At 60.9% G+C, this 15,574-nt stretch carries 16 protein-coding genes; 6 read left to right on the top strand and 10 right to left on the bottom strand.

What is annotated here, in order from left to right; genetic code table 11:
• Positions 1–78 precede the first annotated feature (78 nt).
• Complete coding sequence (locus tag CI807_RS24690) at positions 79–975, top strand: LysR family transcriptional regulator (protein WP_095016617.1); 897 nt, start codon at positions 79–81, stop codon at positions 973–975.
• On the opposite strand, the gene dhaL is transcribed toward CI807_RS24690, so the two are convergent.
• The 7 genes from dhaL to CI807_RS24655 form a co-directional block, all read right to left on the bottom strand.
• On the bottom strand, positions 932–1,579 hold the full coding sequence (gene dhaL / locus CI807_RS24685) for a dihydroxyacetone kinase subunit DhaL (protein WP_095016616.1): 648 nt from the start codon (positions 1,577–1,579) through the stop codon (positions 932–934). The two genes, CI807_RS24690 and dhaL, sit on opposite strands and share 44 nt — an antisense overlap.
• 3 nt (positions 1,580–1,582) lie before the next feature.
• Positions 1,583–2,584 carry a dihydroxyacetone kinase subunit DhaK gene (locus CI807_RS24680; RefSeq protein ID WP_095016615.1) on the bottom strand — a complete coding sequence of 334 codons (1,002 nt, stop codon included), beginning with the start codon at positions 2,582–2,584 and terminating at the stop codon, positions 1,583–1,585.
• 156 nt (positions 2,585–2,740) lie between these two features.
• Positions 2,741–3,856 (bottom strand): alcohol dehydrogenase catalytic domain-containing protein, encoded by a 1,116-nt coding sequence (locus CI807_RS24675; protein ID WP_095016614.1) that lies wholly within the window; start codon positions 3,854–3,856, stop codon positions 2,741–2,743.
• 27 nt (positions 3,857–3,883) lie between these two features.
• Positions 3,884–4,639, bottom strand: a complete 756-nt coding sequence (locus tag CI807_RS24670; RefSeq protein WP_095016613.1) for an SDR family oxidoreductase — start codon at positions 4,637–4,639, stop codon at positions 3,884–3,886.
• A 123-nt stretch (positions 4,640–4,762) separates the two neighbouring features.
• Positions 4,763–5,770, bottom strand: coding sequence for a substrate-binding domain-containing protein (locus CI807_RS24665; RefSeq protein WP_095016612.1), 1,008 nt, complete (start codon positions 5,768–5,770; stop codon positions 4,763–4,765).
• A 34-nt stretch (positions 5,771–5,804) separates the two neighbouring features.
• On the bottom strand, positions 5,805–6,782 hold the full coding sequence (locus tag CI807_RS24660) for an ABC transporter permease (RefSeq protein ID WP_016977121.1): 978 nt from the start codon (positions 6,780–6,782) through the stop codon (positions 5,805–5,807).
• Positions 6,779–8,266, bottom strand: a complete 1,488-nt coding sequence (locus CI807_RS24655; protein ID WP_095016611.1) for a sugar ABC transporter ATP-binding protein — start codon at positions 8,264–8,266, stop codon at positions 6,779–6,781. The genes CI807_RS24660 and CI807_RS24655 overlap by 4 nt, the downstream gene beginning before the upstream one ends.
• A gap of 283 nt (positions 8,267–8,549) precedes the next feature.
• On the opposite strand from CI807_RS24655, the gene rpiB reads away from it, so the two are divergent.
• From rpiB to CI807_RS24640, 3 genes are all read left to right on the top strand, one after another.
• Positions 8,550–9,011, top strand: coding sequence for a ribose 5-phosphate isomerase B (gene rpiB, locus CI807_RS24650; RefSeq protein ID WP_016977123.1), 462 nt, complete (start codon positions 8,550–8,552; stop codon positions 9,009–9,011).
• Between the two features lie 63 nt (positions 9,012–9,074).
• Positions 9,075–10,055, top strand: coding sequence for a sugar-binding transcriptional regulator (locus CI807_RS24645; RefSeq protein ID WP_028616426.1), 981 nt, complete (start codon positions 9,075–9,077; stop codon positions 10,053–10,055).
• A 299-nt stretch (positions 10,056–10,354) separates the two neighbouring features.
• Positions 10,355–11,911: a TerC family protein gene (locus CI807_RS24640; RefSeq protein WP_095016610.1), complete on the top strand. Its 1,557-nt coding sequence runs from the start codon at positions 10,355–10,357 to the stop codon at positions 11,909–11,911.
• Here CI807_RS24640 and CI807_RS24635 read toward each other — a convergent pair.
• From CI807_RS24635 to CI807_RS24625, 3 genes are all read right to left on the bottom strand, one after another.
• Positions 11,892–12,971 carry a GGDEF domain-containing protein gene (locus CI807_RS24635; protein WP_095016609.1) on the bottom strand — a complete coding sequence of 360 codons (1,080 nt, stop codon included), beginning with the start codon at positions 12,969–12,971 and terminating at the stop codon, positions 11,892–11,894. The genes CI807_RS24640 and CI807_RS24635 overlap by 20 nt on opposite strands.
• A 72-nt stretch (positions 12,972–13,043) precedes the next feature.
• On the bottom strand, positions 13,044–13,358 hold the full coding sequence (locus CI807_RS24630; protein WP_095016608.1) for a thioredoxin domain-containing protein: 315 nt from the start codon (positions 13,356–13,358) through the stop codon (positions 13,044–13,046).
• A 67-nt stretch (positions 13,359–13,425) separates the two neighbouring features.
• Complete coding sequence (locus CI807_RS24625; protein WP_016976588.1) at positions 13,426–13,674, bottom strand: hypothetical protein; 249 nt, start codon at positions 13,672–13,674, stop codon at positions 13,426–13,428.
• Positions 13,675–14,007: 333 nt separating this feature from the next.
• On the opposite strand from CI807_RS24625, the gene CI807_RS24620 reads away from it, so the two are divergent.
• Entirely contained in the window at positions 14,008–14,856 is an 849-nt protein-coding gene (locus tag CI807_RS24620) for a transporter substrate-binding domain-containing protein (protein ID WP_028616419.1), read from the top strand.
• Between the two features lie 51 nt (positions 14,857–14,907).
• Positions 14,908–15,570: an amino acid ABC transporter permease gene (locus tag CI807_RS24615; RefSeq protein WP_010210962.1), complete on the top strand. Its 663-nt coding sequence runs from the start codon at positions 14,908–14,910 to the stop codon at positions 15,568–15,570.
• Positions 15,571–15,574 lie beyond the last annotated feature (4 nt).

Raw genomic sequence — 15,574 nt, 5'->3', positions numbered from 1 at the left:
ACTGTGAGCTTATTCCCTCCCGGCAATGTCTTTGTTAGTCGCCGTGAAGCACTTCATTACCTTTGAGCTAATGCTGTTATGGATATTCGTCATTTTCGCTACTTCCTGGCCGTTGCCCGCCAGCGCAACTTCACGCGGGCCGCGGAGCAATTGGGCATTGCGCCCCCAACGCTAAGCCGTCAGATCCAGGACATGGAAGGGGCGCTGGGGACGCGTCTGTTTATTCGCCAGCAACGCGAAGTCAGCCTGACCGAAGCCGGTGCTGCCTTATTGATCGAAGCCGAGGCTACCGTGCGCCAGTTCGAGTTTGCCCAGCGCAATGCTCAGCGCGCCGGACGTGGCGAGATCGGCCATATCGAATTGGGCTATGTGGCGTCGGCGGTGTATTCGGGCCTGTTGCAGCGGCAAATGCAGGCGTTCGGCCAGGCGTTTCCGGATGTGAGCGTGAATGTGCGCGAATGTGCGATGGCGACGTTGCCTGGCGCGGTAGCGGACGGGCGTGTCGATATCGGTTACATCCGCTCGCCCATGACGCTGCCGGAGGGGGTCGAGGCGGTGCGCCTGGACAGTGAGGGGTTTGTCTTGGCGCTGCCCCAGGACTCCTGGCTGCTGGGGCTCAAGGCCATCGGTTGCAAGCATTTGGAGAACGAGACATTCATCTTGCCGGAGCAGATCAGCGGCACCTTGCAGGTGGCCGCGCAAGGTGGCTACGCACCGCGCCTGGGGCCGCAACCCGGTGGGTTGGTGGCGGTGGTGGCGTTGGTGTCACTCGGGCAGGGCGTGGCGGTGGTGCCGGCGTCCATGGTCGGGCATGTGAGTTTGCCAGGCGTGGTGTACCGCAGCATTCAGGGCGCTGACGCATCGTCGTGGCTGTCGCTGATTCACCGGCGCTTCGAAAAAGCGCCGGCGGTCGCGCGGTATATCCAGCAGGTCAAGCAGACAGTCGCGGCTGCACCGAATCGGCCAGACGGGTGAGGATCAGGCAGCACGACACTGCGCCGGCATCCAGCACGCCAAGTGAACGTTCGCCCAGGCGACTGGCGCGGCCGATCTTGGCCACCAGGTCCTTGGTCGAGTCGCGGCCCTGTGACGCGGCGGCTTTCATCGCAGTCAGTGCGTCTCTGAAGGAAGCCCCTGAGGCGTGCGCCCGCTCAAAAGCCTCAACCGCCGGGATCAGGGTGTCCATCAGGCATTTATCGCCCACACCCGCGTCCGTAATGTCCTGCAACGAGGTCAAGCCGCCGCGCAGCAAATGAGCAAAGGTTGCGGCGTCGATGTCATCACTGCTGCGCACTTCATCGGCCATGCCGATAAACAGGCTGCCATACAAAGGCCCCATGGAGCCGCCGATGCCTTCCATCAAGCTGAGCGTCAACTCATCCAGCGCCTCGGCCAGGGTCAGTTGGCGTCCTTCAATGGTGCGCCCGCAATGGGCGAAGCCCTTGGCCATGTTGATGCCGTGGTCGCCATCGCCGATGGCGCCGTCGATTTCACTGAGGTATTCGCGGTTGGCGACGATCACGCTGACTAGGTCGCTGACGATGGCGCCGCCGTCTCGGGTGGAAAAATGCTGGCTCATGGTTCACTCCGCCTGGGTCATGCCGATGGAGCGGCAGGGTTGATCGATCAGGGTGGCAAGCTCTGCGTCGAGGCCGAGCAGGGTCAGGGTCACCCCCATCATTTCCAGGGAGGTGAAGTAGTTGCCGACGTAGCAACGGTGAATCTTCAAGCCTTTGGCCGTGAGCTGTTTTTCGACCTCGGCATAGAAAACATACAGCTCCATGACCGGCGTGGCGCCCAGGCCCGAGACCAGCACTACCACACTGTCGTCCTGGCTGAAGTCGCGGTCGGCGAGGATCGGCGCGAGCATGCGTTCGGCCATGGCGGCAGCCGGTTCGATGGGGATTACCTCGATGCCCGGTTCGCCATGATGGCCAATGCCCAGCTCCATCTGGCCGTCAGGGATCTGGAAGTTCGGCTTGCCCACCGCCGCAATGGTGCACGGCGTGAGGCCGATACCAATCGAGCGGCAGTGGTCGACGGTTTTCTGTGCGACCCGGATCACGCCGTCCAGGTCGTAATGCTGAGCGGCAGCAGCGCCACCGATCTTCCACATGAAGATCTCCCCGGCCACGCCCCGGCGCTTGGCAATCTCGGCCTTGGGGGCGGACGCTACGTCGTCGTTGGCGACCACCGTACGGATGCGCATGTCTTTGCTGGCGGCCATTTTCATCGCCAGCTTCACGTTCATGTTGTCGCCAGCGTAGTTGCCGTAAAGGCAGGCCACGCCTGCGCCATGGTCGGCGGCGCGGAAGGCGTCGAAAAAACTCTTGGCGGTGGGTGAGGAAAAAATCTCGCCCACCGCCACGGCATCCACCAGGCCTGGGCCGACGTAGCCAAGGAAGGCCGGCTCATGGCCCGATCCGCCGCCGGTGACAATGCCGACACGGCCGGGCGCAGAAGGCTTGGCCTTGACGATGACGCGTGGGTTGGTCTCGAACTGGCGCAGCTCGGGGTGCGCGACCAGAATGCCGCGCAGCATGTCCTCGACCACCTGGTCCGGATCGTTGATGACTCGATTCATAACGCGGGTTCCTGTTCTTGTTGTTAATTGTAGGAGCGAGCTTGCTCGCGAAGGTCGCCAACGATAACGCAGGGCCATCAGATGGGCCGTGGCGCCTGTGGGTTTTTCGCGAGCAAGCTCGCTCCTACAGTAAGGGCGGAAGCGGTTGAGGTGTGGTCAGGGCTCCAGGACTACCTTCAGCGATTTATCGCCGCGCTCCATGACGGCAAAGGCTTCCTTGAAGTCCGCCAGCGCAAACTTGTGGGTCACCACGTCGCGCATGTCGATCTTGCGGTTGCCGATAAAGTCGATGGCGCGTGGGTACATGTACGGCCCCAGGTGTGAGCCGAGAATGTCGAGTTCCTTGCGGTCACCAATGATCGACCAATCTACGGTGGCCTCGTCGTTGAATACACTGAATTCGACGAAACGCCCCAGTTTTCGCAGCATCGCCAGGCCCTGGTTCACCGCCTTGTGGTGCCCGGTGGCCTCGATGTAAATGTCGCAGCCATAGCCATCGGTGATCTCGCGGATTTTCGCCAGTACGTCCACCTCGGCCGGGTTCCAGACTTCGTCGGCGCCCATGCGCAGGGCGAGGGCGGCACGTTCGGGTTTCATGTCCAGCACGATGAGCTTTTTCGGATTGCGCAGGCGCACGGCACCGATGATGCCCAAGCCCAGGGTGCCGGCGCCGGCGACCACCACGATGTCGTCGTGGTCGACATTGGCGCGTTCCGCCGCGTGCAGCGAGCAGGCCAGTGGCTCGATCAAAATCGCTTCGTCGGGGGCAATGGATTCCGGCACTTTATGGATGATGCCTTCCTTGGTGAAGATCATGTACTGGGCCATGGCGCCCTGCACATTGTTCTGGAAGCCATACAGGTCGTGCTTCTGGCACATCCAGTATTGGCCGTGGTTGCAGAAGCGGCAGCCCCAGCACGGCACGATCTGTTCGGAAATCACCCGATCACCGACCTTCACCCCGCGCTTCTCTGCGCCTGGGCCCAGGGCAACCACGCGGCAGACGAATTCATGGCCGGGGATCATCGGCGGCTTCACGTAGCGGGGTTGTTCGGCGTCACCCCAGAACGACGGGGCGCCGCGATAGGTCTTGATGTCGCCCATGCAGATGCCACACAACTCGACTTTGGTGAGGATTTCATCGGGGCCGGGCGTAGGCACGTCGACGGTTTCCAGGCGGTAATCTTCCGGGCCATGGCACACCACGGCCTGCATGGTTTTCGGGATGACTGGGGACAGTTGTTCGGGTGTGCGTTCGGTGACGGTGGACATGACAAAACCTCACGACAGGAAGATGAATTACTGAATGCTGTAGCCGCCGTCGATCACCATGTTGGCGCCGGTGATCATCTGCGCCGCATCACTGAGCAGGTACAACGCCAGCCCGGCGATTTCTTCCGGCTGGGCAAAGCGGCCCGCCGGGATCTGCAACTTGGCCTTTTCACCCACGTCGCCCGCCCAGGCTTTCTTGCCCAGGGCCGTCTCCACAATGGTCGGGGAGATGGCGTTGACGTTGATGTGGGGTGCCCATTCCATGGCCAGTACCTTGGTCATGCCGACGATCGCCGCCTTGCTCGCGCAATAAGCGACGTGCCGGTCCAGGCCGATTACGGCGGCCTGGGAGGCGAGGTTGACGATGCGTCCGCTGCCTTGGGCGAGCATGTGCCGGGCGCAGGCCTGGGCCACGAAGAAGCTGGCCTTGAGATTGATATCCAGGGTGGTGTCCCAGGCGCTTTCGCTCACGTCGATGGCCTTGTCCAGCAGGACCACGCCGGCGCTGTTGATCAGGTAATCCAGGCGTTGGAAGTGTTCGAAAACCGTGTCGATGGTGGGTTGTATCTGGCGGATCTGGCCGAGGTCGACGGCGATGCCCAGATGCTCGGCGCCCAGGCTGGCGGCTACCTCGACCACTGCCGGGTCACGGTCCAGCAGCGCCACGCGGGCACCGCGTTCTACCAGCAGGCTGGCACAGGCCAGGCCGATCCCGGCAGCGCCACCGGTAATCACCGCGCAACGGCCGGTGAGGTCGAAGGCTTGGTTCCAGAATCCAGACATGAATGACTCCAGTAGTTGTAGGAGCGAGCTTGCTCGCGAAGAGCGTCAACGATGACGCGGGCATCTTGATTAAACGCGGTGCTCTTGAGTTTTTCGCGAGCAAGCTCGCTCCTACAGGGGGGGTTATTTACCGCCGCTGACTTGTTTGTACAGCGCATCGGCGTTGGCATTGGTGACCGGCACCCACGGCAGGATGTAGTTCTTCGCCGTGCCGTCACCCCATTTCACGTCCTTGGCATAGCGCTCCCAGATCACCGACTGCGGCTTGTAGTCCTTGCCGGCCAGTGCGCGCAGCGCCACGTCCAGCGCGCCCTGGGATTGGGCCTGGGCGTCTTGCAGGAAGGTGGTGACTTCGTCTTTCTTCGCTGCCTGGATCGCGTCCGGCATACCATCGATCGAGGTGACCGGTACGTCCTTGGAGGTCAGCCCGTGGGACTTCAGGGCCTGCACGGCGCCGAGGGCCATGTCGTCGTTCTGCGCGATCACGCCGTTGATGCCTTTGGGGTGGGCGTTCAGCCAGTCTTCGGTGAGCGCCAGGGCCTGGGCGCGGTCCCAGTTGGCGGTTTTTTTCTCGATGATCTTGATGTCCGGGTGTTTGCCCAGCACTTCCAGCTCGCCTTTCTCACGGTCGATCTGTGCCGACTGGCCAATCGGCCCCTGGATAATTACCACGTTGCCTTTGCCATTGAGCTTGTCGACCATGGCCTGGGCCTGCAGGCGGCCGCCTTCGACATCATCGTTGCCTACATACGGTACAGAGGCATCGGCTACTTTCGTATTGGAGGCGATGACCACCACGTCGTTGCTCATGGCCGCCTTGACGGTGCCGACGCCGGCCTTGGTGTCGATCGGTACGAACAGGATGGCGTCGTAGCGTTGGGTCACCATGTTTTCGATCTGGTTGTTCTGGGTGAGGGCGTCGTAGTTGCCGTCGAACACGGTCAACTGCACGGTGCCGTCCTTGACCGCCGGGTGTTCCTTGAGCTCGCGGACCCAGTTCTGCATGAACTGGCCCTTGAGGCCGTAGACGGCTGCGCCGACCTTGTAGGTCTTGCCCTCGGCGGCCATGGCGATACTGCAGGCGAGTAGGGAGAGGGCCGCTGTGGCGGCCAAGGTGGTACCAAGTTTCATGAGTAGAACTCCGGTTATTGTTGTGGGTCGTTCTCTAGCGTTTTTTCTTGCGCCACACGTCGATCAGTACTGCGAACACAATGATCAGGCCCTTGGCGACCTGCTGGTAATAAGAGGACACGCCGAGCAGGTTCAGCCCGTTGTTGATCACCCCGATCAACAGCGCGCCGAACAGCGTGCCGACAATGCTGCCGGTGCCGCCCGACAAGCTGGTGCCGCCGATCACCACGGCGGCAATCGCGTCCAGTTCATAGGACACCCCGGCCTGGGGCAGGGCAGAGGTGGTGCGGGCTGAGAGCACCACGCCGGCCAGTCCGGCGAGCAGGCCCGAGACCACGTACACCGAAAACATCACTTTGCGCACGCCGATGCCTGAGGTGCGTGCGCTCTTTTCATTGCCGCCCACTGCGTAGACGTAGCGGCCGTAGGTCGTGTAGCGCAGCACCATCCAGAAGATCAGTGCAACCACGGCGAAGATGACGATTGGCACGCCGATCGGGCCGATCTTGCCGATGCCCAGTGCCAGGTAGGCGTCGGGCAGGTCGGTGATCGGGCTGCCATCGTTGAGGATAAAGGTCATGCCGCGCGCGATGCTGAGCATGCCCAGGGTGGCCACGAATGGCGGGATCGACAGGTTCGCGACCATGAAGCCGTTCACCACGCCGAGCATCGCGCCGGCAAACATCCCGGCACTGACCGCCGCCAGCAAGCCGTAACCCTGAGTTGCGACCATGGCGCTGCACAAGCCGGCAAAGGCCAGGATCGAGCCCACGGACAAGTCGATGCCCTTGGTCAGGATCACATAGGTCATGCCCACCGCAAGGATGCCGTTGATCGAGGTCTGGCGCAGGATGTCCATCCAGTTGCGCCAGGTCATGAAGTATTCACTGGAGAACGCCATCACCACGCACAGCAGGATAAACACCAGCGGCAGGCCGAAACGGTCGAGGGACAGACGCAGGCGATTGCGCGGCGCGGCAGTGACAGGTGCTGCGAGGGTTTTGGCATTCATGAGGCAAGACTCAACAAGGCTTCCTGGGAAAGGGCGGTGTCGGTGCTGATGGTCACCAGCCGACCGCCCTTGAATACGGCGATGCGATCACTCAAATGCAGCAGCTCCGGCGCTTCCGACGACACCACGATGGCCGCGCCACCGGCCCGTACGAACTGGTCGAGCAGGTGGTAGATCTCCTGCTTGGCGCCCTCGTCGATGCCTCGGGTCGGTTCGTCACACAGCAGGCAGACCGGCTCGGTGGACAGGCATTTGGCGAGCACCACTTTCTGCTGGTTGCCGCCGCTCATGGACGCCACCGGCAATTCCAGGGACGTGGTCTTGATCTGCAGGCGCTTGACCATGTCCTGGGCCAATTGGGTTTCCTTGCGCGCATTGATCAACGACCAACTCGAAAGGCGCTTGTAGGCCGACAGGGCGATGTTGGAAAGAATGCTGCCGGTGAGCACCAGGCCACTGTCCTTGCGGTCTTCGGTGACCAGCGACATGCCGGCATTGATGGTCGCCTTGGGCAGCCCGATCGGCATGGGCTTGCCTTGCAGGGTGACACTGCCGGAGTCCGCGACCGTCAGGCCATAGATGCAGTTGAGGAACTCGCTGCGCCCCGAGCCCATCAAGCCATAAATGCCGAGGATTTCGCCTTGGCGCAATTGCAGGCTGATGTCGTGGAACTCCCCGGTGCGGCTCAGGTTGTCGACTTGCAGGCACGTGTTGGCCGCGCATTCGCGACCGACCTTGTGGTCGATGCGAGTCAATTCCTGGCCGACGATGCCGCGTACCAGATGGTCGCGATCAATGTCCGCCATGCGTCCGCTTTCGACGAAGGCGCCGTCGCGGAAGATGCTGTAGTCGTCGGCGATCTGCGCCAGTTCGCTAAGGCGGTGCGACACATACACAATGCCGGCGCCCCGGGCCGTCAGGCGGCGGATGGCCTTGAACAGGGTTTGCGCCTCGTGTTCGCCGATGGCCGAGGTGGGTTCGTCCATGATCATCACCTGGCAGTCATGGCTGAAGGCCTTGGCGATTTCCACCAGTTGGATCTGCGCGACGCTCAAGCGGTGCATGGGGGTGGTGGCATCGACGTCGAACTCCAGGCTTTCCAGCAATTCGCGGGTGCGCCGGTTCAGGGCCTTGTTGTCGACGATGCAACCGGCGCGGCGTGGTTCTCGCCCCAGCCAGATGTTCTCGGCGACGGTCATGTAGGGGATAGGTTCCAGCTCCTGGGTGATCATCGCGATCCCCGCTGCCAGCGCTTCACTCGGGCGGTTGAACTGCACCGGTGCGCCGTTGAGCAGAATGCTGCCGGCGTCACGTTGGGTGATGCCCATCAGGATGCTCAGAAATGTCGATTTGCCTGCGCCATTGCCGCCGCACAGGGCGTGGACGCTGCCGGCCCGCAGAGAGAGGCGCCCGTCACGCAGGGCAGGGACCCCGGCGTAAGCCTTGGCGACGTGTTCAGCCTGGAGCAGTAATGGCGTGGCCATCGGCGTGTCCTCGTGCTGTGAATTCTTATTAGGTCGCACAGTCATGTTTCGCTGTGATCATATGTGTATCAAATGAAATTCTGATCAGTCAATCTCTTTCATGTAAAAGCGCTGAATCTCGTCTTATTCGTCAGAAAGGCCTTTTTAGGCGCCTTTGACTGGTAGGTCAGTTAAATCATGCTTGACAGTGAGGGGTGGTTGGCGGCGAAATGACTGAGCGAAATTTCATTGAGTGATCATATGATCAGTCATAAGTACGATCACGGCAGCGGAGCCAGACGCCATGAACACACCTTTCCCGGTGGCTATCGGATGCGATGAAGCGGGTTTTGAGCTCAAAGAGCTGTTGAAGCGTCATATCGAGGCGCTGGGTTACCCGGTGACCGACTTCGGTACCCATTCCATCGCCCCGGTGCTTTACCCGGACATCGCCCTGGCCGTGGCCAACGCGATCAATGCCGGGCAGCAGCGCCTGGGGGTGCTGGTGTGTGGCACCGGGATCGGCATGGCCATTTCCGCCAACAAGGTACTGGGCATTCGTGCGGCGCAGGCCCATGACACCTATTCGGCGGAGCGGGCGCGCAAGAGCAACGATGCGCAAATCCTGTCCATCGGCGCGCGGGTGATCGGTGCGGAGCTGGCCAAAAGCATCGTCAAATCGTTCCTGGAGTCGGAGTTCGAGTCGGCGCGTTCCGGCGCCAAGGTCGAGCGCATCAATGCGATCGAGCGCGACGGGCATCAGTAGTGGACTAAACGGGGCAAGAGTCGGGAGAATGCGCCTTTGACGCCGAAACGGAAGCCCGTCCCCATGAGTGACAGTACCCAGCGCATTGCCAGCGATATCGATCAGATGACCGAAGTGGCAATGCTCTATTACCTTGAGAACGTCACTCAGGAAGCCATTGCCAAGCGCTTCGACCTGTCGCGGGCGAAAGTCAGCCGCCTGCTCAAGCGTGCGCGCGATGAGGGCATCGTCGAGGTGCGCGTGCTGCAGCACCCGGCCATGAACAACGAGCTGGAGCAGGCATTGGTGCAGCGCTTCAAGCTGGACCGCGCCTTGATTGCCGTGGACCACAGCGATCCCGACACCCAGCGCTCGGCCGTTGCCAGTCTGGTGGCCAACTACCTGAACAAGACGCTGAGCGATGGCATGATTGTCGCTGTGGGCATGGGGCGCAACGTCGGCGCCGTTGCCGACAACGTATTCTTGCCGGTGACACGCAATTGCACATTTGTCTGCGCCATCGGTGGTTCGCTCAAGGCCGGCGAATACATGAACCCCGACCATATCTGCCGGCGCCTGGCGCTGCGCTTCGGGGGGGAGAGTGAAAGCTTGTATGCCCCTGCCCTGGTGGCGAACCCGGAGTTGCGCGGGGTGCTGATCAATAACGACACCGTGCGCTCCACGCTGGATCGGGCGCGGCGCGCGGATATTGCGTTGATCGGTATTGGCGACATGAGTGAGAACAGCAACATGGTGCGCATGGGCTGGTTCTCACCGCAGGAAATCGCCCAGGCCCGGTTGTCCGGCACCGTGGGCGACATGATGGGCTATGACTTCATCGACATTCATGGGCAGCCGGCGGTCAACGCGATCCAGGGGCGGGTGATCGGGTTGACGGTGCAGGAGTTGTTTCGCATCCCGGATGTGGTGGCGATTGCCAGCGAAAATACCAAGGCGGCGGCGACGCTGGGGGCGTTGCGGTCGGGGGTGATCAATACGCTGGCCACTACGGTGACCAATGCGCACACCATCCTGGCGTTGGATGACGCTACCCGTAAGTCCTGACACCACGATGCCCCTGTAGGAGCCGGCTTGCCGGCTCCTACAGGTGAGATTACAGATTTTGTAATAGTTTTGCGTTGTAGGAATTTTGTGTTTCAGATGTAGGATTCAAGTCCTTTTGTAATTTCAGGACTTGCATGAACACCCTCTCGGAGCCCCCCAGTCGTCTTTCCCCAAGACTTGCGCTGCCGCTGTTCCCTCTGAAACATCCCGTATTCCGACTGCTAACCTTGTACCGGTCCACTGACCGCGCCTTGCCGTGCCCGGCGTTCTGAAAATCGATCACTGAAGAGACTCAATAAATGGAATGGTTAGCGGATCCAACGGCCTGGCTCGGCCTGTTGACCTTGATTGTGCTGGAACTGGTGCTGGGTATCGACAACCTGGTGTTTATCGCGATCCTGGCGGACAAGCTGCCGCCGGAGCAGCGTGACCGTGCGCGGTTGATCGGCCTGTCCCTGGCATTGCTGATGCGCTTGGGCCTGCTGGCGAGTATTTCCTGGCTGGTGACCCTGACCCAGCCGCTGTTCGAGGTGTTCGACAAGAGCTTCTCGGGCCGCGACCTGATCATGCTGTTTGGTGGTGTGTTCCTGTTGTTCAAGGCCACCATGGAATTGCACGAGCGCCTCGAAGGCCACGTGGCCCAGCGCACGGGCAATGCCGCCTACGCAATGTTCTGGCCGATCGTGGCGCAGATCGTGGTGCTGGATGCGGTGTTCTCCCTGGACGCGGTGATTACCGCCGTGGGCATGGTGGACGAGCTGGCGGTGATGATGATCGCGGTGATCGTGTCCATCGGCGTGATGATCGTCGCGAGCAAGCCATTGACCCGCTTCGTCAATGCGCACCCGACGGTGATCATGCTGTGCCTGGGCTTCCTGATGATGATCGGTTTTGCCCTGACCGCCGAAGGCCTGGGCTTCCATATTCCGAAGGGTTACCTGTACGCAGCGATTGGTTTCTCGATCCTGATCGAGTTGTTCAACCAGATCGCCCGGGCCCGCCGCAAGAAGTCGGCGCAAGGTGTGTTGCCAGTACGTGAGCGTACAGCCCATGCCGTGATGCGCTTGCTCGGCGGTCGTAGCCTGGCGGTAGAAGAGGTGAGCGATGAGGTTGCCGATCTGTTGGGTGAGCCGGATGCTGCGCAAGGCCCGCTGTTTGATCGGCGCGAGCGAGTGATGATCAGTGGCGTGCTGCAACTGGCCGAACGGCCGATCCGCACACTGATGACACCGCGGGCCAAGGTCGACTGGATTGATCTGGCGGACGATCCCGACAGTATTCGCCTGAAACTGATGCATTCGTCCTACTCGCGCCTGCCGTTGATCCGCAATGGCGCCGTGGATGAGCCGCTGGGTTTCGTGCACAAGAAAGAGCTGCTCAAGGAATACCTGGCCGGTAACGAGCCGAACCTGGAGCACCTGGCCCGCCGGGCGATCAACCTGCTGGACAGTTTCTCGGTGCTCAACGCGCTGGAACAGATGCGTCAGGAATCCACCCACATTGCGTTCGTGATCAACGAGTTCGGTGACTTCATGGGCGTGTTGAGCATGACCGATATTCTCGAGTCCATCGCCGGTGAGTTGCCGGACGCCAGCGAAATCGAGGGGCCGGATATTGTCGAGGAGGGGGCAGGTTTCCGCGCCAACGGTGCACTGAACCTTAATCAAGTGCGTCAGCGTACGGGCTTCAACGCGGTTGCGACCGATGATTACCAGACTTTGGCCGGCCTGGTGATGAGCCTGCTGGATCGCCTGCCCGTGGTGGGCGACAGCCTGGTGCATGAAGGCTGGCGCCTGAGTGTGGCGGCCGTGGAGGAGCGGCGCGTGACCCAGGTGTCTATGGCGCGTGAAACGTAAAGCGGTCCTTGCCGGCGTGCTTTGACACATACAGCGCCTGGTCCGCCTTGATCAGTGCCTGGTTCAGGGTTTCACCATCCTCCACCCGGGCCAGGCCGATGCTGATGGTCACCGGGTGCTGGGTCGCTTGCTCACGCACTCGGGCGCAGAGCAAGTCCGCCAAGTGCGCCGCATCCTCGCGGCGCACGCCTGCCAGATAGATCCCGAACTCTTCGCCGCCCAGCCGGGCGTAGTCGAAGTCGACCATGACCGTCTTGATGTCCTGGGCTACGCGCTTGAGGACTTCATCGCCGATGTCGTGGCCATACACATCATTCACCCTCTTGAAGTTGTCGATGTCGATCATCGCCAGGTAGTGATCGTGCGTCTTGGGCTGTTGGCTGAGCTTTTTCCCGGCGCTGGTCATGAAGGAGCGACGGTTGGGGATTTCGGTGAGGGTATCGAGGTACGCCTGATCCAGCAGCAATCTGGACATGATGAAGTTATGCAGCTTGGCCTGGCGCAGTTTCAGGAAGCTGTAGAGCGTCAGGAAGGTCAGGAACACCGAATAGAAGGTCACCAAGGCGCCACGCACTTCCAGTAACGAGAGCTGGGCCAGGTGAAACGGGTTGAGCAATGCCCAGGTGATCAGCATTGTCGCGATGAACGACCAATGCTTGAGCGGTAGCACCGATGCACTGTAGAGGACGCTCGACGCTGCCAGGATCAGCCAGCTGGGGTGCAGATCCATCGGCAAGCCTTCGATCAGCAGGCGGGTGCCGAGGGCGATGACCGCGACGAATATCAGGTTGATCCACTGGAAGTGCCGGGCGTCGCGGGTAAATCCCAGGGTAATGGTGTTGATGGTCAGCAGCGCGAGAAAGAGCATCGAAAGCCCGGTAAAACCCTGGCCGCCCGGAAAGCTGACAATCAGGTCGAACACCAGCCAGATGCAGATGCTCGCGATGTAGATCAACAGGCAGAAAGGCTTGAGTCGCTCGAAATCATGCTGGGCGAACTCAAGTTGCAGGGCGGGTGAGGGCTGTTTCTTGAGGACTTCGGCTTCTATGGTCTTGAACATTGCTGACCCTGGATCGGCTGAGACGGCATTGAGCAGCGTAGACGCTGGTCGGTGTCTCGCCAGTGCGGGGGGTCAGGCGTATTTGTTCAATATATCCAGAGTGGCGCGCTCGCCGAGGCCGGGGAGCGTTTCCAATAAGGTGCTGTTCTGGTAGACCAGCAGCGTCGGCACTCGGGTGACGGCCGGATGTCGGGGGGTGTCTGTGCAGTCGAGAATCAGCACCTTGATCTGTGCTCGGTAGGGTTCGATCAAACGCACAAAGCGTGGCAGCGCGTCCTCGCAAGCGGTACAGCCGGGTGACACAAACACCACAAACACGGCAAGAGGTGTGTCCAGCGCCCGCTCAAAGGCTGCCTTGTCCTCGATGACGGCATTGACATAGTCCATTGGCGCTCATCCGTAAGTCGTTTGGCTCACGCTAAATCGGCAAACGCCTTGCGTCTACTGTCAACTTTCACAGGTCCGTGTCGCGCTCCAAGCGTTCCCGCGCCTTGCGCGCCTGGCTTGCGCACTTCTTGTATTCAAGGTTATCCCTTGAAGCCTTCGCCTGGCGGTAGCCGTGGTGATTCTGGCTGGTGTAGTTGGTGCTCAGGGCGGCGTTGAGCTTGCGCAGTTCTTCCTTGCACGCGCGGCGGTCGTTACTGGCCGAAGCACTGCCAGCCACCAGAAAGGAAAGCAAAACCAGGGTGAGGCGGAACGTCATCAGGGCGGAGTCCTTGTCGGAATGAATGTGCCAAGGCTAGCCCAGCGTGGGGATTTTTCCACGCGCCAGACGCACTGCAACGGTGCGCGGTAACGCCTTTGTGGCGCACGCAAGTGGGGCCTGTCACCGCTGTGTGGGGCCTTGGGTAGCAAAGTGATTTCAGGTGCTGGCTTAACGCCTTACTCCATATCCTCTTTTATCTAGTTGATTTAACACAGATTTATACATGTCGTTTTTTTCTGTTACCGCGTGTGGCACACTTTCTGCTGTCTATTCCGTTGTTACATACTAAGTTCCGGTATAGCGGAATACACAACTCCTGGAGTGCTTGTCATGCATCACCGACCTTCCGTGTTTAAAGCGTGTGTTTTTCTCTTCGCCGCATCGGCTTCCCTCGCCAGCATCGTGCAGGCGGCGGACAGCAAGCTCGATGATGTGCTCAAGCGTGGGCACTTGATCGTGGGTACAGGCAGTACCAATGCGCCGTGGCACTTCCAGGGAGCGGATGGCAAGTTGCAGGGGTTTGATATCGATATCGGCCGCATCGTGGCCAAGGGTTTGTTCAATGACCCAAGCAAGGTCGAGTTCGTGGTGCAGTCGTCTGACGCCCGGATTCCCAATCTGCTGACCGACAAGGTCGACATGAGTTGCCAGTTCATCACCGTCACCGCCAGCCGTGCCCAGCAGGTCGCGTTCACCCTGCCGTACTACCGCGAAGGTGTGGGCCTGCTGCTGCCGAACAACAGCAAGTACAAAGAAATTGAAGACCTGCAGGCCGGCGGCGACGGCGTCACCGTGGCTGTGCTGCAAAACGTGTATGCCGAAGAGCTGGTGCACCAGGCGTTGCCCAAGGCCAAGGTCGACCAATACGACAGCGTCGACCTGATGTACCAGGCCGTGAACTCCGGTCGCGCCGATGCCGCCGCCACCGACCAGTCCTCGGTCAAGTACCTGATGGTGCAGAACCCCGGCCGCTACCGCAGCCCGACGTACGCCTGGAGCCCGCAGACCTACGCCTGCGCCGTCAAGCGTGGCGACCAGGACTGGCTGAACTTCGTCAACACCGCGCTGCATGAAGCCATGACCGGCGTGGAGTTCCCGACCTACAAGGCCTCGTTCAAGCAATGGTTCGGTGTGGATCTGCCGGAACCCGCAATCGGCTTCCCGGTTGAGTTCAAGTAAATCGAAAACCTGGGGCGTCGCTGACGACGCCCCAATCAGGTACTGCTGACCATGAACTATCAGTTGAACTTTGCCGCCGTGTGGCGCGATTTCCCCAGCTTGCTGGCGGGGCTCGGCCTGGGCCTTGAGCTGGCGCTGCTGTCGATCGCCATCGGCTGCGTGATCGGCCTGATGATGGCGTTTGCCATGCTCTCCAAGCACCGCGCGTTGCGTGTTTTCGCCTCGGTGTACGTGACGGTGGTGCGCAATACGCCGATCCTCGTGTTGATTCTGTTGATCTACTTTGCGTTGCCTAGCCTCGGGATCCGTCTGGACAAGATCCCGTCGTTCATCATCACTTTGTCGTTGTACGCCGGTGCTTACCTGACCGAAGTATTCCGCGCCGGGCTGTTGAATATTCCCAAGGGCTTGCGCGAAGCCGGGCTGGCCATCGGCCTGGGCGAGTGGCGCATCCGCGCCTACATCACCGTGCCGGTGATGCTGCGCAACGTGCTGCCCGCGCTGTCGAACAACTTCATTTCGCTGTTCAAGGACACGTCGCTCGCCGCCGCCATCGCGGTGCCGGAGCTGACCTATTACGCCCGCAAGATCAATGTCGAAAGCTACCGGGTGATTGAAACCTGGCTGGTCACGACGGCGCTCTACGTGGCTGCCTGTTACCTCATTGCCATGCTGCTCCGTTACCTGGAACAGCGTCTGGCGATCCGTCGTTAAGGAG

Source organism: Pseudomonas sp. NS1(2017) (assembly GCF_002269425.1).
Lineage (GTDB): Bacteria > Pseudomonadota > Gammaproteobacteria > Pseudomonadales > Pseudomonadaceae > Aquipseudomonas > Aquipseudomonas reactans.
Note: the sequence above shows the minus strand (reverse complement) of the source record. Positions and strands in the feature narration are given on the sequence as shown.